14 protein-coding genes are annotated in these 21,222 nt (G+C 51.9%); 7 read left to right on the top strand and 7 right to left on the bottom strand.

The window, feature by feature from the left end; translation table 11 throughout:
• Positions 1–95 precede the first annotated feature (95 nt).
• The gene (locus METH11B_RS0123180; RefSeq protein WP_026604081.1) at positions 96–1,676 is read left to right on the top strand and encodes a methyl-accepting chemotaxis protein; all 1,581 of its coding nucleotides are present in this window, start codon (positions 96–98) and stop codon (positions 1,674–1,676) included.
• Positions 1,677–1,703: 27 nt separating this feature from the next.
• Here the strand turns inward: METH11B_RS0123180 and METH11B_RS0123175 are convergent, their stop codons facing one another.
• Positions 1,704–2,270, bottom strand: coding sequence for a thioredoxin family protein (locus METH11B_RS0123175; protein ID WP_026604080.1), 567 nt, complete (start codon positions 2,268–2,270; stop codon positions 1,704–1,706).
• Between the two features lie 97 nt (positions 2,271–2,367).
• Between METH11B_RS0123175 and METH11B_RS0123170 the strand changes: the two genes are divergently transcribed.
• The 4 genes from METH11B_RS0123170 (at position 2,368) to rpe (ending at position 11,416) form a co-directional block, all read left to right on the top strand.
• Positions 2,368–7,488: an AAA family ATPase gene (locus tag METH11B_RS0123170; protein ID WP_026604079.1), complete on the top strand. Its 5,121-nt coding sequence runs from the start codon at positions 2,368–2,370 to the stop codon at positions 7,486–7,488.
• 27 nt (positions 7,489–7,515) lie between these two features.
• Entirely contained in the window at positions 7,516–8,217 is a 702-nt protein-coding gene (locus METH11B_RS0123165; protein WP_020485501.1) for a response regulator, read from the top strand.
• Positions 8,218–8,237: 20 nt separating this feature from the next.
• Complete coding sequence (locus METH11B_RS0123160) at positions 8,238–10,625, top strand: sensor domain-containing protein (RefSeq protein ID WP_026604078.1); 2,388 nt, start codon at positions 8,238–8,240, stop codon at positions 10,623–10,625.
• 119 nt (positions 10,626–10,744) lie between these two features.
• Positions 10,745–11,416, top strand: a complete 672-nt coding sequence (gene rpe / locus METH11B_RS0123155; protein WP_020485499.1) for a ribulose-phosphate 3-epimerase — start codon at positions 10,745–10,747, stop codon at positions 11,414–11,416.
• 72 nt (positions 11,417–11,488) lie between these two features.
• Here the strand turns inward: rpe and METH11B_RS0123150 are convergent, their stop codons facing one another.
• Positions 11,489–13,309, bottom strand: a complete 1,821-nt coding sequence (locus METH11B_RS0123150; RefSeq protein ID WP_026604077.1) for an autotransporter domain-containing protein — start codon at positions 13,307–13,309, stop codon at positions 11,489–11,491.
• Between the two features lie 200 nt (positions 13,310–13,509).
• On the opposite strand from METH11B_RS0123150, the gene METH11B_RS0123145 reads away from it, so the two are divergent.
• Positions 13,510–14,724, top strand: a complete 1,215-nt coding sequence (locus METH11B_RS0123145; RefSeq protein ID WP_026604076.1) for a glycosyltransferase — start codon at positions 13,510–13,512, stop codon at positions 14,722–14,724.
• Here METH11B_RS0123145 and METH11B_RS0123140 read toward each other — a convergent pair.
• From METH11B_RS0123140 to METH11B_RS0123120, 5 genes are all read right to left on the bottom strand, one after another.
• On the bottom strand, positions 14,703–15,467 hold the full coding sequence (locus METH11B_RS0123140) for an inositol monophosphatase family protein (RefSeq protein WP_026604075.1): 765 nt from the start codon (positions 15,465–15,467) through the stop codon (positions 14,703–14,705). The genes METH11B_RS0123145 and METH11B_RS0123140 overlap by 22 nt on opposite strands.
• 85 nt (positions 15,468–15,552) lie before the next feature.
• A complete protein-coding gene (locus METH11B_RS0123135; RefSeq protein ID WP_036276381.1) occupies positions 15,553–16,845 on the bottom strand; it encodes an ammonium transporter in 1,293 nt (430 codons plus the stop codon).
• Between the two features lie 134 nt (positions 16,846–16,979).
• Positions 16,980–17,318: a P-II family nitrogen regulator gene (locus METH11B_RS0123130; RefSeq protein ID WP_020485493.1), complete on the bottom strand. Its 339-nt coding sequence runs from the start codon at positions 17,316–17,318 to the stop codon at positions 16,980–16,982.
• A gap of 181 nt (positions 17,319–17,499) precedes the next feature.
• Positions 17,500–18,903: an ammonium transporter gene (locus METH11B_RS0123125; protein ID WP_020485492.1), complete on the bottom strand. Its 1,404-nt coding sequence runs from the start codon at positions 18,901–18,903 to the stop codon at positions 17,500–17,502.
• Between the two features lie 22 nt (positions 18,904–18,925).
• On the bottom strand, positions 18,926–19,264 hold the full coding sequence (locus tag METH11B_RS0123120; RefSeq protein ID WP_020485491.1) for a P-II family nitrogen regulator: 339 nt from the start codon (positions 19,262–19,264) through the stop codon (positions 18,926–18,928).
• 408 nt (positions 19,265–19,672) lie between these two features.
• Here METH11B_RS0123120 and METH11B_RS0123115 point away from each other — a divergent pair, with 408 nt between their 5' ends.
• Entirely contained in the window at positions 19,673–21,076 is a 1,404-nt protein-coding gene (locus METH11B_RS0123115; RefSeq protein ID WP_036276378.1) for a porin, read from the top strand.
• Positions 21,077–21,222 lie beyond the last annotated feature (146 nt).

Here is a 21,222-nt window from a genome sequence, read left to right as displayed (position 1 = left end):
AGCCCTTTATACTTCGTCAACAATAGCGGTGCAGACAAGTCAGCAAGCGCTTGAGTGGGAACTTACCTTTCTATCTCTGCCGACCCAGTATAAAAATGAGAAAAAACCTACCCGTTACCCAACGTGAAGTGATTTACGCGTCTTCGGCCACCATCACGTCCGGGACAGATCCGGCCGGTAAGATCAATTATGTCAACCAAGATTTTTTGGAGATTAGCGGCTTTAGCGGAGCAGAGCTGTTAAACCAGAGCCATAACATCGTTCGCCATCCCGACATGCCTTCCGCCGCATTCGCCGATTTGTGGCAAACCGTGAAGAGCGGCCGGCCGTGGATGGGAATTGTGAAAAATCGCTGCAAAAATGGCGACCATTACTGGGTGGATGCTTTTGTCACACCCCGCTTCGAAAATAGCAAGATCGTCGGCTACGAATCGGTGCGGGTTAAACCGGACAGCACTAGCGTAGCCCGCGCCAATGCTGTCTACGAAAAGCTGAACAATGGCAAAAATATCGATTCACCTTTGAGCCGCATCGGTTTGTCCGGCAAACTGACCGCCGGGTTGGCGCTGATTCAATTGACGACCGCCATCAGCCTATACCTGACCGAAACGTGCAGTTTTGGCGTAGCGTCAGCAATCTTCGCCGCCCCCTTAGCGGCTGGTTGTGCCTGGATTTGGCTTATATTACGACCTTTAAAAGACGCAGCGGAAGAAGCACGCAGGGTCATCGACAATCCGGTAATGCAGCAAATTTACACCGCTGACGGTGGCGAGGCTGGACAATTACTGTTGGCAGTGAAACTGTTAAAAGCCAAGTCCAGAACCATCATTCGCCGTCTCACCCAAGCGACCGAACCGCTGGCAGGCAAAGCAGATACGAGCTACCAGGCAGTCAACCAAGTTAGCGTGGCAATGGATAGACAGCTGGCGGAAATCGAACAGATTGCATCGGCGATACACGAAATGAGCGCCACAGTCAGCGAAGTCGCCCGTAGCGCAGCCAACGCCGCTCAAGCCGCGAATGACGTCAATCAGCAATCGCAAGAGACGCTATCGCGGGTCAACAATACCATCCAAATGATAGACCGCTTAGTGATCGCAGTCGACCAAGCCGAAACAGTCATCAAAATTGTGGCCGATCACAGCAAGAAAATCGGCGGCGTACTTGATGTGATTCAAGGGATTGCCGAACAAACTAACCTTTTGGCACTCAATGCCGCCATCGAAGCGGCGCGCGCCGGCGAGCAAGGCCGGGGATTTGCCGTCGTGGCCGACGAAGTCAGAACCTTGGCCGGGCGCACGCAAAAATCCACGGAGGAAATCCATAAAATGATCGACGGCCTGCGCTCCGGCGTGAATAACGCCGTACAGGAAATGGCCAAGGTCAGGGAAATGGCGGCAACCGGCGCGGAACACGGAAAAAACTCCACCGAATCGCTGCAACAAACCACACTGTCGGTCAATATCATTAACGACATGATCGTGCAAATCGCCAGCGCCGCTGAACAGCAACATATTGTTTCCGAAGAAATTTCCAGAACGGTAGAAGCTGTCGGTACCTTATCGCGACAAACCACAGAGCATGCGGCTCATGCCAGTGCGGCCAGCGGCGGCGTCTCGGCACTCAGCAAAGAACTTGATATGTTGGTTGAGCAATTCGACGATATACAACGCTAAAAACGCACACAGCAAAGTTACCGTCATTTACTCCGCAAGTTTCCATTTGATGTTACAGCCTATGCTGGGAATTTGTGCCGCATCGATAGGCTTTCCCGCCAGCAAATTATCCAAGGCATTGCGCAAATCCTCGCCGGTTACCGGCACCGCATTCTTCGGGGTGGCACCATCCAGGCGACCCCGATAAACGCACACCAAATCGGCATCGAACAGATAAATATCCGGGGTGCAGGCAGCTTGGTACGCCTTGGCCACCGCCTGCGATTCGTCGTACAAATACGCGGCAAACGGATGCCCCCATTCCGCCATCATCTGCTGCATTTTATCCGGCGCATCCTGCGGGTAGTTTTCGATGTCATTGGCACTGATCGCCACCGTCGCAATGCCTGAGGCGGCGTATTGCCGGGCAATCGCGATCAACTGCTCTTTGATGTGCAACACATACGGGCAATGGTTACAGATAAACAAAATCAAGGTGCCGCGTTCGCCTTTCAAGTCCTGCAAGGCATACGCGCGGCCGGACACGGTATCCGGCAAACAAAAGTCTGGAGCGATACTACCTAAAGGCAGCATATTGGAGGCTGTCGCGGCCATGGCTAATCCTGCTGAGTCAAAACAAGACTAGAATTATAAAACAGCCCGCTCCCGGAACTGCCGCGAAAATCGCCTTAACATTCCCAGTCGCCAGCGCATGATCGATATTAACACCCGAACAGTTCCGCTCGAAAACGCTCCGCAATTGGACAGCTACGTGCTGACCGACAAACTCGGCGAGAGCCTGCAAGCTACGGTTTACAAGGGCTATCATAAACATGTGCCCGAATACCCGCTGGTGGTTAAATGCCTGAAACTGTTATCCAGTTGGGACGACCAATCCCGGCACCTGCGGCAAAAAATCGAACGCCTGAAAGTATTGCACGACCCGCGCGTCTGCACGCCTTTGGCTTTGGAATCCAACGACGGCGATCAATTCATCGTGCAACCTTGGTTCAACGGCCAGTCATTAAACGCTTGGATCACCCAACAGCAGGCGGTGAATTTAGCCGATTTTTTTACGATCGCCTGCTCGTTAGCCGACACCTTGCAATCGGTGCATGATGCCGGCATCACTCATGGCGGCATTAAACCGCACAATATTTTGGTGCAATCCGGCAGTTTGAATCTGCGTTTAACCGACTTCATCACACCGCTGGACATCCGTGATGTCAGTCATTTCATTTACGACCCGGAATTTGTTCGGAACACCCTGGCCTATACCTCGCCGGAACAAACCGGACGCATCAATTACCGGGTCGATTTTTCCACCGACTTATATTCTCTGGGTATCGTGTTTTACGAACTGCTGACCGGCCGCTTGCCGTTTTTTTCCGCAGATCCCTTGGAACTGATTCACTCGCATCTGGCCGAGGAAGCGGTCAAAGTCCATGACATCAGTCCCGGCATTCCCAACACGCTGAGCGAAATCATCGCCAAACTGATTTTGAAACAACCGGAAAAGCGCTACCAAAGTGCCTCCGGCCTGCTCGCGGATTTGCTGCGCTGCCAGAAAGAACACGAAATCACCGGAACCGTATCGGACTTTGGCATAGGCCAGCATGACCGCAGCCGCCGGGTGATTTTCATTTCGAAAATGGTCGGCCGGCAAAGCGAAACCGAGCTAATCCGCCAAGAATATAGCCAGGTAACCCAAGGCCGGTTTCGTTCGGTGTTTATATCCGGCCTATCCGGCATCGGCAAAACTCGGCTGATTCAAGAACTGCAAAAGCCGCTGGTAAAAAATCGCGGCTATTTCAGCTCCGGCAAATTCGATCAGTATCAAAAAAATATTCCCTACAGTTCGCTGATCCAGGCTTTGCGCAATCTGATACGCACCTTTCTGACCGAAAGCGATGCACAAGTACATGATTGGTCCGCCAAAATCCTCGAAGCGCTGGACCATGCCGGCGGCGTGATTGTAGACGTGGTGCCGGAGCTGGAATTCATCATCGGCCCACAACCTGAGGCCCAGCCCTTGCCGCCGGTAGAGGCCCGTAACCGTTTCAATAATCTGTTCGGCCGTTTCCTAGCCTGTCTAGCCAGCGAAGAAAATCCCTTGGTGTTATTCATCGACGATCTGCAATGGTGCGACAGCGCCACTTTCGATTTCTTGCAAAATCTGTTCGCCAATCATCGCGAACACCCCTACCTGTTTTTTATGGGCGCTTATCGTCACAACGAAGTCGATAGTGGTCATCCATTGACCAAACTGATCCGTAGCGTGCGAGAAAACACCGGTCCGCTGACCGAGATTCATTTGACCGAACTCAGCGACGCCGATAGCCACGAAATGGTCGCCTACATTCTGGATTCGTCGTTAACCGCCACGGCAAATTTAGCCGACTTTATCGCGCATCTGACCGAAGGCAATCCCTTGTTTGTCAGCGAAAGTCTGGCCTGGTTGTACAACGAAGGTTTACTCGGTATCGACGCCAAACAACACTGGCAATGGGATATGAACCGCATCCGCGACACGCAAATGCCGGCCAGCGTGGTGGAGCTGTTCAGTGCCAAAGTGCGTAAACTGCCAACCCGGACTTTACACATCCTTTACCATTGCGCCTGCATGGGCAACCGCTTCACCGCCGAGGATGTCGCGCTGGTGCTGGATACGCGTATCGAGCAACTGTTCGAAGATTTAAAGCCGGTATTAAGCATGGGGCTATTGCTGGAAAATAAAGCCGACTTGCAGTTTGTCCACGACCGGGTGCAGGAAGCGGTATTACAGCAAGTGGACGCCGCGACCCGCCCCGGCATCCATTGGCGCATAGGCAATCGCTTGCTGTCGGTGGTCCCGCCCGGAGCCGAGCTTATCAGCCTTGACAATTTATTCACCATCGCCGCCCATCTCAACCAGGGTTGCCCGGCTATAGTCGACGAGGAAACGGCCTATTGGCTGGTGAATATCAACTTCAACGCCGGCAATAAAGCCCTGGACGCCCTGGCCGGCGATGCCGCCAACGAATTTTTTCTGAAAGCCCACGATTATCTACCGACCGATTGTTGGGAAACGGCCTATGCGCTAACGTTTCGGATTTATCAACGCCTGGCGAAGACCGATCTGATGTGCGGCCGCTACGATAGCTCTGAAGCCTTATTGAACCGGCTGATCGAGCATGCGGTCAGCGATCTGGACAAAGCCGAGGCACTGGCCGATCAAACGACTTCGCTATCCTCCTTCGGCAACTTCAAGCAAGCTATCGCCACCGCCAATCGCGGTTTAGCCTATTTCAACAAGTCCATTCCCGACGATCCCGAGCAAGCCCGGCAACGCATGGAAAATCTGATGCTGATCATCGACCAGCAAGACGATGTCTGGCAAAAAATCCTGAATATGCCGTTTACCGAGCAGCGGCAGAGCAAAATCGAACTGGCTTTTTATAGCGAGTTGATTCCGGATTTATACATGTGCGGCTTGGTGCCGCAGCTGTATTTGTCCGCCGCCCAATCCACCTTGCATTGTCTGGAAGGCGGTATGGACGAATCGGTGATTTATTCGTTTTCCATCATGGGCCTCAATCTGGGCGAACAGGGCAAATTCGCGCAGGCGTTTCGCTATCAGGATTTGGCTCACGATTTATGCGCAAAGTATCCCAACACCTTTGGCGCGACCAGAGGCATGAACGGCATTGTCTGGTGCAATATGCACTCGCGTAGCCACCCGGCCGATATTGTCGATTACGCGCACAAAGCCATTCAATCCGGGAAAAACTGCGGCGATTTATACAACGCCGGCTTGTCTTATGGCCCACTGATGTGGAATCTAATAGCGCAGGGTAAGAACCTGCGCTGGGTCGAAGAAGCTGCCGAAGAATGTTTGCAATTTTCCCGCAAAAACCAGCTGTCGTTTTCGATAGGTCTGGCTCAAGCGGTAATGGCCGGTTGGGTATTGCCGATGAAGCCCGACTATGGGCAGGTCGATATGCAAGCAACCCTGGCTGACTGGCAAGCCAATAATTATGTTGCCGCTACCGGCAGTTACTTCGCATTGCTGGGTTTTGCCCAATATTACCTGGGTGACTATAGTGCGGCGGCACTATCGTTGCAAACCGTGGAAAACTATTTGCATGGTTTAACCGACAATGTTTTGAAACGTCTTTGGTATGTATTTCGGATCTTGAACCTGCTGCGGTCGGAAACGGATGCTGCTCTTATCGATGCCGAAATGACGTCCTTGCTTGCGCAACTGGAAGTGTGGGGGCAACTCGGTCCCTTGCTAAAGCCCTACCTGATGTTTATCCATGCGGAATTAGCCAATCGGCAAGGCCAATACCGTGACGCGCGCAATCTGTATATGGATGCTATCGCCCTAGCGCTGGCACAGAACTATGGCCTGCTGACCGGCCATCTATACGAAGCGCTGGCTGATCTATTGCTGAAGCACGGCTTGGGCGACGCAGAACTTTATTACGGCGAAGCCCGCCGCCATTACCGCTTATGCCGTGCCGATGCAAAAAACAACCAGCTGCAGGAGCGCCATCAATACGTCAGCCCGGAAACCGGTGCCAGAATAACCAAACCTCAGCCCGCTCCCACTACCTTACCTAGTCTGGATATCAGCTATTTGATGAAATCGGCGCTAGCGTTATCGGCGGAAATCGATCTGACTCAACTCATGCAAAAAATCATGGCCGTGGTGTTGGAAAGCTCCGCCGCCCAACACGGTTATTTGCTGATCAAACAAAATGACGAATTATTGGTGGCTGCCGAGCAGCACGTCGGCAAAAAACGCACGATACACAAACACTATTACCGCCTGAACAAGGTACGCGGCATCTGCCACGCCATCGTCAATTACGTGCAACGCACCCACGAAAAAGTCGTGCTGAGCGACGCCTGTAGCGAAGGCGAATTTCAAAACGCCCCCGAGGTGTTGGCGTTTGGCTTACGCTCGGTATTGTGTTTGCCGGTCATCAAGCAAAGCGAATTAATCGGTTTGCTGTATCTGGAAAACCGGCTATCCGAAGGCGTATTCACCCCGGAAAAAATCAGCATGACCGAGCTGTTGACCGCGCAGGCCGCTATCTCGCTGGAAAATGCCCGCTTGCTGGAACAAACCCGCCAAGCTTATAAACAATTACAGGAAAATCAGGATCATATGCTGCAAATGGAAAAGCTGTCGGCGCTGGGTACGCTGGTCGGCGGCGTGGCCCACGAAATCAATAACCCGCTGATGGGCGTGATGAACTTCGTCGAATTTGTCTCGGACCGCACCGAAGACGCCAAATCTAAACAAGTCCTTGCGCAAGCGTTGCAGCAAATTCAACGTATCAAAAACATTGTTTCGAATATGCTGGTGTTCATGCATCAGAAAACCACGCAAACCGGCAGTTGCTCGCTAGAGGAGGTTTTAGGCCAAACCCTGTTGTTACTGGAAGGCGAATTGCGCAAAACCGCTATCCAAGTCCGCACCGAGATACCGGAAAACTTGCCCAAACTCGCCTGCACAGCGGAAAGCATGCAACAGATACTGATCAATCTATTAATCAACGCCCGCGATGCGCTGCGCGGGATTGCGCAACCCGAAATTGAAATCAGCGTCCGCTGTGCGGAAAAAATGCTAGAGTTGATTGTAAAAGACAACGGCCCCGGCATCCCCGACGAGGTACAAAGCCGCATGTTCGATCCTTTCTTTACCACCAAACCGCCCGGCCAGGGCACCGGGCTGGGTTTATCGGTCACCCGCCGCTTGATTCAGGATGCCAATGGCTCGATAGCAGTGGAAAGCCGCATTGGCGAAGGTTGCCGCATACGGTTAAAATTTCCCCACTTTTAGTATTTTTAACGAATAGAGACAGAGGCGATGGTAAACAACATTCTGGTGATTGACGACGACCCGGCGGTACGTGGTGCCTTCAAGCTTATCCTGGAAGAAGAAGGCTACCATGTGCGCGAAGCCGAGAACGGTCTGCAAGGTATCGCCATGGTGGAAGCTGATCGTCCCGACTTGATATTTCTGGACTTACGCATGCCCGGCATAGATGGTGTGGAGACCTTACGCCGCCTAAAGGCGTTGGACACCAGCCTGAATGTCTATATCGTCACGGCCTTTGCCGCCGAATTCATGGATCAGCTGAAAGACGCCCATGAAGAAGGCTTGCAATTCGAGCTGGCCAGCAAACCCTTGTCGGCGTCGCAAATCCGCAATATCGCCCAAGTGGTACACATCGCCAAAGTTCATGAAGAACGCAGAGCCAACCACCATAAGCTGGTTTTGACCTTGTACGTGGTGTCGCTGAATCCTGAAACCCGCAGGCTGGTCGAGCAAATCAGCGCGGTGCTGGCCGGCATTTACGAGCCGGGCCATTGGGTATTCGATGTGGTGGAAGTATTGGGCATGCCGGAAAAAGCCCTGGAAAAAGAAATCTTTGCCACGCCGATGCTGGTGCGCGATCTACCGGAACCAGTGCTAAAACTGCTAGGCGATCTTTCCCGAATGTCGTCGGTGATGGCGGCCATCACTACTCAAAATGTTGGTACAGGTGTGCAGACAGTAATCGTTTGATGCCCGGTCGTAACCCCTAAATGCCACAAACACTCAAACAACTCAATCTGATCCTTGACACCATTACCGACGGTGTCATGGTGGTCGACCCGCAAGGCGTCGTTCTTTATGCCAATCAAGCAGCAGAACAATTACTAGAACGCGGCAGCCTGATCGGTCATTCATTGGCAATTCCGATTTCGGCCGACAAAATTCAATTTCAAGACATCAATCTGATTCGTCCCAGCGGCATAGCCTGGGCGGAACTGCGTTCCACGCCGCTGGAATGGGAAGGCGCGCCGGCCTATGTCATCGGACTGCGTGACATCACGGCTCGTAAGCAAGCGGAAATCGCTTTGCAGGAAAGCGAACTACTCTTCCATACGCTGTCCAAAATTGCCCCGGTCGGCATTTTTCGCACCAACGAAAAAGGCGAATGCGACTACGTCAATCACCGCTGGTGCGAAATCACCGGCTTGCATTTTATCGATTCGCACGGTGACGGCTGGATAGCCGGGCTGCTCGCCGACGACCGCGAATCAGTGATTGCCGAATGGCAGCGTTGCATATCCGCCTTGCAACCCTTCAATATGCAATACCGTTTTCAATTGGCGGACGGCAGTGTGCGTTGGGTGGTGGGACGCGCCGAGCCGGAACTGGATGAAACCGGCGGATTGCGCGGTTACGTCGGCACCATCACCGATATTTCCGACATCAAAGCCAACGAGGAGCGCTTGGGACAAGCCGCCGCCGTATTCGAAAGCACGCGTGAAGGCGTGATGATCACCGATGCCCGGCGCCGCATTACGATGGTCAACAAGGCGTTTACCGATATTACCGGCTACACCAATCAGGATGTGATCGGCAATAGTCCCGGCATCATGAGTTCCGGCCGCCATAACACCGATTTTTACCGGGAAATGTGGGCCAATATTGCCACGACGGATCATTGGCAAGGCGAAATTTGGAATCGCCGTAAATGCGGAGAAGTGTATCCGGAATTATTAAGCATCAGCACGGTGCGCGACGGGAACGGCGAGATTAGCCACTATGTGGGCGTATTTGCCGACATATCCAAATTAAAGGCTTCGGAAATGGAACTGGAATTCCTGGCCCATCACGACCCGCTGACGAAACTGCCTAATCGCATGCTGTTCCTGTCGCGCCTGCAACATAATATCGAGAAAGCCCGCCGCCAAGCCAATAAGATGGCGGTGTTGATGCTGGACCTGGACCGCTTCAAGGACGTCAACGATAGCTTCGGCCATTTGGCCGGCGACGATTTACTGCAAATGGTGGCCGAGCGCCTGACTACCCGGCTGCGTACCAGCGACACCATTTGCCGCCTCGGCGGCGACGAGTTCGTGGTGTTGCTGGAAGAAGTCAACCAACCCGAAACCGTCGCTCACGTAGCCACGCAAATCATCAATGCCTTGAACCAAACCTGGCAGCTACCCAGCGGTCATGAGGTACGCATCGGCGTCAGCGTCGGCATCGCGATGTTTCCCGAACACGGCGCTTCGCCGGACGAGTTGATCCAACAAGCCGATACGGCCTTGTATCAGGCCAAAAACGAGGGCCGTAATCGTTTCAAATATTTCTCGGAAGATTTGACGCGCGCCGCGCGCGAACGTATCGATATAGAAATCCGCCTGCGGCAAGCTATAGAGCAAGGCGAATTGCGGGTATTTTTCCAACCGCAAATTTGCATCGAGACTGGCGCGATTATCGGTGCCGAAGCCCTGGTCCGCTGGCAGACTGCCAGCGGCGAACTGATACCGCCGCTACGCTTCATACCGATTGCCGAGGAAACCGGTCTGATTACCAGTATCGGCAATTGGGTGTTGAGAGAAACCTGCCGCACCGGCCAACGCTGGCGAAAAGCCGGTTTTCCGCCCTTGCGTCTGGCAGTTAACCTGTCGCCGCAACAGTTTTTGCATAGCGACATTAGCGACGTCGTCTCCAAGGTCTTGGCAGAAACCGGTTTTCCAGCCAAGTGCCTGGAACTCGAACTCACTGAAAGCGCCTTGATGAAGCGGGAAAAAGAAGCCATCGAAATTTTGCATAAACTGCACGGGTTAGGTGTGCATCTGGCTATCGATGATTTTGGCACCGGCTATTCATCGCTGGCTTATTTGAAACTATTTCCGCTGGATGTCTTAAAAATCGATAAAAGCTTTATTGAAGACATCCCTAAACACACCGACGATATGGAAATCACCGCTACGATCATCGCCATGGCAAAGACGCTACGTATGCGAGTGGTTGCGGAAGGCGTGGAAACCGCCGAGCAACTGGCTTTTCTGAAAAGCCGGCAGTGTGATCTTTACCAAGGTTATTTGGTCAGCAAGCCGCTACCGATAGCGGAATTCGAAAAATTTCTGACCGACCACTTCCCTAACAACAATCATATGCCGGCACTCGGCTGACAGTTACGGCTTGGAACACGCCTCGGTCGCCCTGAAATGTGCAATCAATCCACTGTTTTAGCCAAACGCCGGAAAAAAGTTATAATGCCGGTTTTTAACCTCACCAAAAGGATCAAAAGATGGCTGACAATCTGATTGCACCTTCCATACTCTCCGCAGACTTCGCACGCTTGGGCGAAGAAGTTGTTAATGTCTTAAATGCGGGCGCAGACATTGTGCATTTCGATGTGATGGACAACCATTTTGTGCCCAATCTGACTATCGGTCCGCTGGTTTGCGAAGCGCTGCGTAAGCATGGCGTAACCGCCCCAATCGACGTACATTTGATGGTGGAACCGGTAGACCGCATCATTCCCGATTTCGCTAAAGCCGGTGCTAGCTACATTACCTTCCACCCAGAAGCCTCCAGACATATTGATCGCTCACTGCAAATGATCAGAGACTTGGGTTGCAAATCCGGTCTGGTATTCAACCCAGGCACCCCGCTACATTATCTGGAACACGTGCTGGACAAAGTCGATATGATTTTGCTGATGTCGGTTAACCCCGGATTCGGTGGCCAATCTTTCATTCCATCCGCGTTGGATAAATTGCGCCAAGCCAGAAAAATTATCGACGACAGCGGTTTTGATATCCGCCTGGAAATCGACGGCGGCGTAAACGTCGGCAATATTCGGGAAATTAAAGAAGCAGGTGCGGACACTTTCGTTGCGGGCTCGGCAATTTTCGGCAAGCCGGATTACAAAAAAGTCATCGACGACATGCGCGCGGAATTAGCCGCCGCCAAATAAGTCTGAATGAAAGACAGCCGCTGCGGGATATCCCGCAGCGGCCCCTTCCCCAAAGCAATCGCTGCTAGTTCCTTAAAACGGGATTCTCGCCCCCAACTCGATAGTGTGATCGGTAATATACGCCTGCCCCAAGCGGTATTCGTAGCGTAAAAAGCCCGCCCGACCTTCCGGCAAACTCAACGCCAAGGACGTACCGATATTGAAATAATCGCGATCCGGTGTATCGGTTTTGACGCTGAATGTGCCGGCGCCGGCAGCCGCCTGACTAAAGCGCGCCTGGATCAAACGGCTTTCGTCCAGATATTGATGCACCCATTCGAAGCGCACGCCGGGTGACAACACACCCCAAGAAGTACTGATCGCGTTACTGGCTTGGCCGCCGATAGTCGATGTCGCCGAATCGATAGATTGGCCGGCAAACTCCATTGCCAAACCGCCACCGCCGCTTTCCTGATAACTATCCACTTCGGTTTTGCTGTAATCCAGCCTTACATAGGGATTAATCACAAAACTTTGCAGCGCAAAATCTTTACCAAACCCCAAACTAAAGCCGTATTGGTCGCCATTGGCGGCACTGGTGGCCGTGTTGTCGAATCCGGTATATTGGATGCGCCGATTGATATCAAACGAATGCAGCGCATAACTCATAATCCAGTCGATATAAAATGACTGCGGCAGGAAATAACTGCCGTAAGACGAAAACTCGAAAGCATCCGCCGACATGCTGCCGCTGTTTAAATTGTAATTGGTGTCGGTAGAGCCGTAGCCGAAAGCCGCACCCAACACCAATTCATCCGTGAGGCTGTAATCCAAACCAAAAGTAACGGCTTTTCTGTCGGCTTTGAATCCTCGTTCGCTAGTGGTGTTGGCCTTCTCGCCGACATTGAATTGACCTTTTAAAAAGAAACCCAAGGGGCTATCGCGAAACGGTTGGTCGTTTGGATCGTCGCCTGCCGCACCGCCGCGCGCCGGGCCCAGAGCTGTCATCAAAGCTTTGCCCACCGGTATGGTTTCGCCGTTGATATTGATGGTGGAATAACCCAGCAAGGAAGAGCCTTGCTGCTGGGAATTACGCAGATTAACGATGCGGCCATGCACCACGGAAAATTGCTTGTAACCAAAATCTACAGCCGCCGCACCTTGCGCGGCAACCGCGTCGGGAATCACCGCATTCAGGTCGGCGTTGCTTATTTCATTGCAGCGGTTCAATAAATCGCCGCTCGCTCCAGAGCAAGCACTGGTTAAACCTTCGTAAATTGATTGTTGGTTGGGGGTAAAGCCGGGATCGGGGCTTAAATTAGGGGTTGGAGTTGTTGGTGTTGTCGGCGTCGTCGGGGGCGTAGGCGTAGGCGGCGCCGTATCGTTATCAGCAATACTGAGCACGGCAGTACTGCTGGTGTTGGGCGGGCCCGAACAATCTTCGATTGCGTTTTGAATAGCCAAATTCACGGTTTCAGTGCTTTCTACAACGGTGTCGTCCACAATACTGATAAACACTGTTGCGCTATCGGTATGCGGCCCGCCGGTAAATGGCACGTTGAAAGAAAAGGTGCCGCCGGATATGTTGTAGTCGCTACCTGAAGTCGCACTGCCGCCAGTGGCAACCACTTCGCCACTGATAGTGCAACCGCCATACGCCGCCGTATTCATGTTGACAGTGACAGGCACGCTGCCGCCCGCTTCAGTCGCGCTATAAGAACTGGTGGAGAAGGACAAAGTCGACGCTTGCAGCGTAAACGGTGTCATCGATAAAGCAGCGGCAGCCGCCAATAACACCTGTTTAGAGCTATGAACATGTGGACGAATAGTGCCGCGCAGTCGGCGGCATAAACGCACAGGCGGCATTTCGCTTAAACTAGGTAATTTTTCGGGATTTTGTATTGGTAAGCTCATGAGAAATTCAGTGAGTTAATACTGCGTAAATTAAAATGAAATCCAATTTCGGTAATTAGGTTTGCGCGCAATGGTTAATGACGATATAGCGTAATTTCGCTTGATTAGCAAATGCCGGAGGATGATTTAGGCCGGTAAAAATAATTCAGGTAGCAAATACTTTATATATTACCCACTCAATCACCTCAAAATCCGTAACCATGAGTAGAGTACTTTATTGCTGGGAATTGGGTGCCGGCTACGGTCATACCGCCGCATTCCTTCCGGTAGCCCGACAACTTAAATCACTCGGACACGAAGTAATATTCGTGCTGAAAGATTTGGAATACGCCGAAACTTTGTTAGCTGAAGATCACTTTTGTTATCTACAGGCCCCGATACGCTGGCCCGACGGTCGAGTGCAACCACCCGCCTCCAGTTACCCGGGAGTTTTACAGAATGTCGGATTTACCGATGAAACCGGCCTGTTTACCCGAGCAAAAGCTTGGCAATCCTTATATCGGCATCTAGCCCCCAACCTGATCATATTCGACCATGCGCCGACTGCATTGCTCGCGGCGCGCGAATTAAACATCCCAAGAGCTGGGTTCGGCACCGGCTTTTTCTCGCCGCCGCGCTTAAGTCCCATGCCCAATATCCGTCCCTGGTTGCGAGTTGGCGATAAGGTCTTAAGCACTATCGAAAGCCAGGTGTTAAGCACGACAAACTCGGTTTTAGCGCGTCTGAATACGCCACCATTAAGGATTTTGGCGGACTTATTCGAGTTTGCTGAAGACTTTATCTGCACGTTTCCAGAGCTGGACCATTATCGGCAATACCGCAGCGCAAACTATTGGGGACCAACCCTTTTGCAAACCACCGGTATTGAGCCGATCTGGCCGAGCGTCGGAACCGAAAAAATATTCGCCTATTTGCGCCCCGAATATCCCGGCCTGGAGATATTGCTAAAACAATTACGCGCGTCGCCTTGGTCAATATTGGTGCATATCCCCGGCACAACGCCCGCATTTATAGAGAAAAACAGCAGCGCCAATCTACACATCACTCCGCAGCCGGTAATAATCTCGGCGGCTGCCAAACAATGCGATTTGGCTATTTGCCATGGCGGTGTGGCGACATTGTCGGCATTTTTACTGTCTGGCAAACCCTTGCTGGCATTGCCATTTCAGCTCGAACAACTGATCAGCGCTCAAAACCTCGCTGCTCTCGGCGCGGGCAATTACATCACCGCAGAAAGCAAAAACCCCAACTACAAGGCAACGTTGACTGAGCTATTGCGTAATTCGAAACACACACAGGCCGCCCGACAGTTTGCGGAAAAATACGCCAGCTTTTCTTCCTCACAACAAGCTATCGATATTGCCAAACGTTGTGAGATGTTGATGAAAAACGCTTACATCAAAGGCAATAACTGATCGAGAATCTTGCCGTTTGTGGCAAAGACCTGCTTTGGAAATACACCGGGATTGCCTTTAAAGTCGGTGATCGTTGCGCCGGCTTCTTTGGCTATCAACACACCCGCGGCAATGTCATAAAGATTCAGTTCCTGTTCCCAAAAAGCATCGACCTGGCCATCCGCAACCGTACATAAATCCAGCGCAGCCGAACCCAAACGGCGTTGACCGGTTGTGGCCTGAGCGATACGAGCGAATCGCGGCAGGTTGTTGTCTTCCAAATACTGGCGCAGGCAGGCAAACCCGGTGGACACCATGCTGCTGGCCAGATTGGTTTCATCAGAAACCCTGATAGGCTTGCCGTTTTTCCAGGCGCCCTTGCCTTTTTCCGCGCAGTAATAATCGTCCAACGCCGGGCCGTAAACAGCCCCCATCATCAATTCACCGTCGATTTCCAACGCAACGCTGATACCCCAAAAATATTGGCCTTTCGAGAAAGAATGGGTGCCGTCAATCGGATCGACGATCCAACGACTGGTTTGATTAGCGGTTTGGCCGCTTTCCTCGCCCCAAAAACCGTACTCGGGACACTGCGCGCCGAGCGCTTGTTTCAGGTAATTTTCCACCGCGACATCGGCATCGGTCACCAAATCGCGAGCGCTTTTTTTGTTAATCGCCAGAGAATCTAAATCGTTGAAATAGCGCATCGCCACTTCGCCGGCCGCGCGTACGATGGTTTCTAAAACTTCCAGAGTGATGGGCATGATTTTCCTGATTTTGTTAGGGATGCGGGCAATACGGCTACCCGCCCTGCCCGCTATGAAAAGCCTGGATTTTAACCGCTAATGGTTACAGATTGTGGTAGCCGGTTTCTTCGTGCAGCACGATGTCCAAACCTTGCTGCTCCTCATCTTCGCTGACGCGCAAACCGATGAACACGTCGATGAATTTCAACAAAACATAGCTGAATAAAGCACTCCAGGCCGCCGTCACCAAAACCGCTAGCGCTTGTACGCCGACTTGCTCGGCGATTGTCACACCGTTTAATCCCAAGCCGCCGAAACTTTCAGCAGCGAATACGCCGGTTAAAATCGAGCCGACGCAACCGCCAACCCCATGTACCGGAAATACATCCAAGGAATCGTCGATTTTTAACCGGCGTTTGACGAATTGCGTGGCATAAAAACACACTATGCCTGCCACTATACCAATAATCAGCCCGCCAATCGGCCCGACAAATCCAGAGGCCGGGGTGATGGTACCCAAGCCGGCTACCATACCGGTGACGATACCCAGCACACTCGGCTTGCTGAAACGCAACCATTCAATCGTCATCCAGGTCAACGCGCCAGCGGCGGCGGCGATATGCGTGACGGCAATCGCCATCCCGGCACTGCCGTCGGCTTTTAACGCGCTACCACCGTTGAAGCCGAACCAGCCGAACCAGAGCATACCGGCGCCCGTGACCACCATGGTCATATTGTGCGGAGGCATCGCCACGGTGGGAAAGCCTTTACGACGCCCCAAGACTAAGGCCGCCACCAGAGAAGCCACTCCGGCATTGACGTGAATCACAATCCCACCGGCAAAATCCTTGGCACCCAAGGCCGCCAGCCAGCCGTTGCCCCAAATCCAGTGACAAATCGGCATGTACACCACGATTAACCACAGCCCGCTAAACCAAAGCATCGCCGAAAACTTCATCCGCTCGGCAAAAGCGCCAACGATCAACGCCGGAGTAATAATCGCGAAAGTCATTTGAAACATGAAAAACACGGTTTCCGGAATATCGCCGATCAAGTTTTGCGTGTTCATTTCCGGCAAAAAAATCTTGCTGCCGCCACCCAAAAACTGCTGCCAGTTGCCGCCATCGGTAAACACAAAGCTGTAAACGCCGGCCAGCCACAATATCGATACCAGACAGGTAATCGCAAAACATTGCATAAGCACCGACAGCACATTCTTGCTTCTGACCAAACCGCCGTAAAACAGCGATAGGCCCGGAATGGTCATGAATAAAACCAGTGCGGTGGAGGTTAAAACCCAAGCGGTATTGGCTTGGTTAATGCCTTCAGCCCAAGCCTGCTCGGGCAACATCAAGCTGTATGCCATCAGCATCAGCGTTCTTTTTATTGTTGTCATTGTCTTTCACTAGATGATGGTGTGTTGTTATTTTTAAGCAGTCTATAAACAACAAAATCGCCCTGGTCTGCGGATAACGCGCAGACCAGGGCGATTTTTGATGTTTCGCTGTTTTTTATATTTGTCTTGAAGACTTAAATAGCATCTTCTCCGGTCTCGCCGGTTCTAATACGAATGATCTGTTCCAGGTTGGTCACAAAAATTTTACCGTCGCCAATTTTGCCGGTGTTGGCGGCCTTGACGATAGTTTCCACGGCTTGGTCGACAACGTGTTCGGCCACTGCGATTTCCAGCTTGACCTTAGGCAGAAAATCCACCACGTACTCGGCGCCGCGATACAACTCGGTGTGGCCCTTTTGCCTGCCAAAACCTTTAACTTCGGTTGCCGTTACACCAGCCACCCCGATCTCGGACAAGGCTTCCCTGACGTCGTCCAGCTTGAATGGTTTGATAATCGCTGTAATTAATTTCATGCTATCCCCAAATTCGAATGATTAAAAAGCTGTTTCGTCACTGTTGCCACCATAATAAATAATTCCGGTAGAACCTACAATTTACCCGAGCACAAGCACCAAAGTAGTGCCTCATGATAACAAAAACGGGCAGCCATCGCCGACCACCCGTTTCTTTTCGCGTTAACCGCAGCTTTCAACCCTAAACATGATAAGCGGTTTCGCCGTGTTCGGTGACATCCAGACCTTCACGCTCAGTCGCTTCGCTAACCCGCAGACCCAGAGCCACATCGGCAATTTTGAAGGCAATGAAGGACACCACACCCGACCAAACGATGGCGATACCTACACCCCAAGCTTGGCTGGCAAGCTGGGTAAGCACGCTGTAGTCAGGCAAGGTCGCGTTGGTGACGTAATCCCATACTCCGGTACCGCCCAAGGCAGGGCTGGCAACCACAGCAGTACCCAAGGCGCCGATGATACCGCCTACCCCGTGCACACCAAACGCATCCAGCGAATCGTCATAGTTCATCGCGTGTTTCAAAAAGGTTACTGACCAGAAGCATACTGCGCCGACCACCAAGCCTAAACCGATAGCGCCCATCGGGCCTGACCAGCCGCAAGCAGGAGTTATCGCGACTAAACCGGCAACCGCGCCTGACGTGGCGCCCAACATGCTGGGTTTACCACGCACAGCCCATTCTGCGCCCATCCAGGCCAAGGTTGCCGCCGCTGCCGCCAACAATGTGTTGAGGAAAACCAATGCCGCCAGACCGTTGGCTTCCAGGTTGGAGCCTGCATTAAAACCGAACCAACCTATCCACAACAAGGACGCGCCTATCATGTTCATCGTCACGCTGTGCGGCGCGATAAACTCTTTACCATAACCAATGCGCTTACCTATCATTAAGCAACCGACCAAACCAGCGATACCGGCATTGATATGTACCACGGTGCCGCCGGCAAAATCCAACGCGCCTTTTTGGAATAAAAAGCCCGCCGTCGCACCGGCTGTTTCCGCTGCGGCAGCATCGGTATACGCATCAGGGCCTGCCCAGTACCAAACCATATGCGCCATCGGTAAGTAGCAGAAGCTAAACCAGATCACGGTAAACAACAGCACCGCTGAAAATTTAACCCGCTCGGCAAATGCGCCGATGATCAAGGCCGGCGTGATAGCCGAGAATGTCAGCTGGAACGCTACATAAATGAACTCCGGTACATAAGCCCCCTTGCTGAAAGTGGCCGCCATCGAATCCGGGGTAATACCCTTCAAAAATGCCTTGCTGAAACCGCCGAAGAAGGCGTTACCCTCGGTAAACGCGACGCTGTAGCCGAACGTCGCCCACATAATCGCCGTCAACGAAAAGATAACAAAGACCTGCATCAAGATAGACAGCATGTTTTTGGCTCGCACCATACCGCCGTAGAACAAGGCCAAGCCAGGTATTACCATTAACGCAACCAGTACGGTGGCAACTATCATCCAGGCGGTATCGCCTTTGTTAACGGTGGCTTGTACGGCCGGTGCCGCCACTTCTTCCGCAAACGCCATGCCCGAGAGTCCAAACAGCGCGAACAGCGCCATGCCTGTTAAATATTTCATTGTTGGTTTCCCCATCTTGATATTAAAGAGCTTCTTCGCCGGATTCGCCGGTTCTGATCCGAACCACCTGCTCCAGATCGGTTACAAAAATTTTGCCATCGCCGATCTTCCCGGTATTGGCTACTTTCACAATCGCTTCGACGGCTTGCTCAAGCAAAGCATCCGCAACCGCTACCTCGATTTTTGCTTTGGGTAAAAAATCCACCACATATTCGGCACCACGATACAGTTCCGTATGGCCCTTTTGCCGACCAAAGCCTTTTACTTCAGTAACCGTCACGCCAGATACACCGATATCCGACAACGCCTCACGCACGTCGTCTAGCTTAAACGGCTTAACCACCGCTGTTATCAGTTTCATAGTTCAACACCTCTTTGCTTGAGTTAATAAATTCCCGAAACAAGCAAAGCATGATGCATGCCACTATTTATTCCCATGATTTTTAAAGATTTATTAAACACATCAATTAAAAGGACAACAGAATCGCACCAAAGAAGTGCAACGCTTTTTGGATTGCACCATTGCAACTCAATACCACCCTACAGGCCTTGATCTGCCAGTTTCAGTGGTTTGCTTTAAGAATAAATGGGGCGTTGTCGCAACATAGCAACACCGCATTACTTTGGTGCAACAAAAAGAATTTGCACCATTGCGAATCATGAACTAGTCTACATATGCCGCCTATCTTGTTGATTTTTAATAAATCGAATATGGCCTAAAAACTGCTATACAATCTTCAGTAGTCACTGAACCAAGGGGATAACCACCATGAGAAACAACACAACGTTAACAAAATCACACAGCCGCGCTTGCTTAGCCGGGTTAATGGTGATTTGCAGTGCCTCCGCAATGGCGGACAGCTGGACAGAAGCATCCGGACTACTGGGTGCAGCAGGCATTGATCCGAACGAAGCCAAGTTCATGAAGGATCACAATCTTAAAATTGGTGGCTGGCTGGAAGGAAGTGTCGGCGCGAATCTCAACGCCACACATGACGCTTACAATGGCCCAGTAACCTTTAACGATAGAACAGCTGAAGTACAAATGAACCAGCTGTACTTTTACTTGCAAAAAGCAATTACGGTTGGTGGTGATGCATTCGACCTTGGCGGCCGAGCCGACTTTATGTATGGTACCGACGCTATTTTTACTCAAGCTTACGGCAATCCTTCATTTGACCCTACGACAACCTTAGCAACAGGCGGCCGCGGCGATTGGGACCTCTATCTTTCGGACGACCGCTTCTACAACCTTGCTTTACCGCAAGTCTATGCCGAACTTAACTTGCCGGTCGGTAATGGTATTGATGTCAAATTAGGCCACTTTTACACGCCTATCGGCTACGAAGTAGTTACTTCACCGGACAACTTTTTTGTCACAAAACCCTACACCATGCAGTATGGCGAACCGTTTACCCATACAGGTATGCTGGCTAGCTACACAGTTAACCCAAACTGGGCAATCTCCGCTGGCGCCGTCACGGGTAGCGGCACAGGTGGCTGGGATGGCAACTTTAATAAAAATGTTGGCAATTGGTCATTCTTGGGCGGTGTAACCTGGACTAGCGATGACGCTGGAACCTCGCTGGCACTGACCTCAACCGCCGGCGAACAGTCAGAAGTCAATAGTTCGAAATGGGCGATGTACAGCTTGGTTGGTAAACACAACTTCACCGACAAATTGCATTACATTATTCAACATGACCACGGCTATGCAGACAACGTAGCAACCGGCAATGCTTCCGCAGCCGCCACTTTGGCAGCAGGAACAGCCACGGTTGGAACACAAAATGCTGAATGGTACGGCATCAACCAATACTTGATTTACGATGTAACAGACAAACTTTCAGCCGGCCTACGCGCTGAATGGTTCAGGGACAACAACGGTTTCCGCGTGAACGGTCCAGGCCGTTGCGTTGCCGGCGCACAACCCGACGGTAGCAACTCGGCATGTGGTGCTGCCTGGGGCGGCTACTATGGTGACAACGCCGCTTTCTTGTCACAAGGTAGCGGCTACTATGCTCTTACAGCAGGTTTGACATACAAACCTGCCAAATGGATTAACCTGCGGCCTAATGTTCGTTGGGATCATAGTGATCAAACCAAGGCATTCGCCGGCGGCAACAGTCATGACCAAGTACTGTTCACTGCAGACGCTGTAATCACTTTCTAATCTTGAAGTTATAGCCACGAAAATTGATATTAACGCGCCTCCGACGCTTTGTTGGAGGCTTGGTTTGTTATAGCTCTTTACTACGTTTGATGATATTGTTAAAACGTTTAGCTTCTCAACCAAAACAACTACAACCCACGGAGACC

The sequence above is a fragment of the Methylomonas sp. 11b genome, assembly GCF_000515215.1.
In the GTDB taxonomy this organism is placed as follows: domain Bacteria; phylum Pseudomonadota; class Gammaproteobacteria; order Methylococcales; family Methylomonadaceae; genus Methylomonas.
Note: the sequence above shows the minus strand (reverse complement) of the source record. Positions and strands in the feature narration are given on the sequence as shown.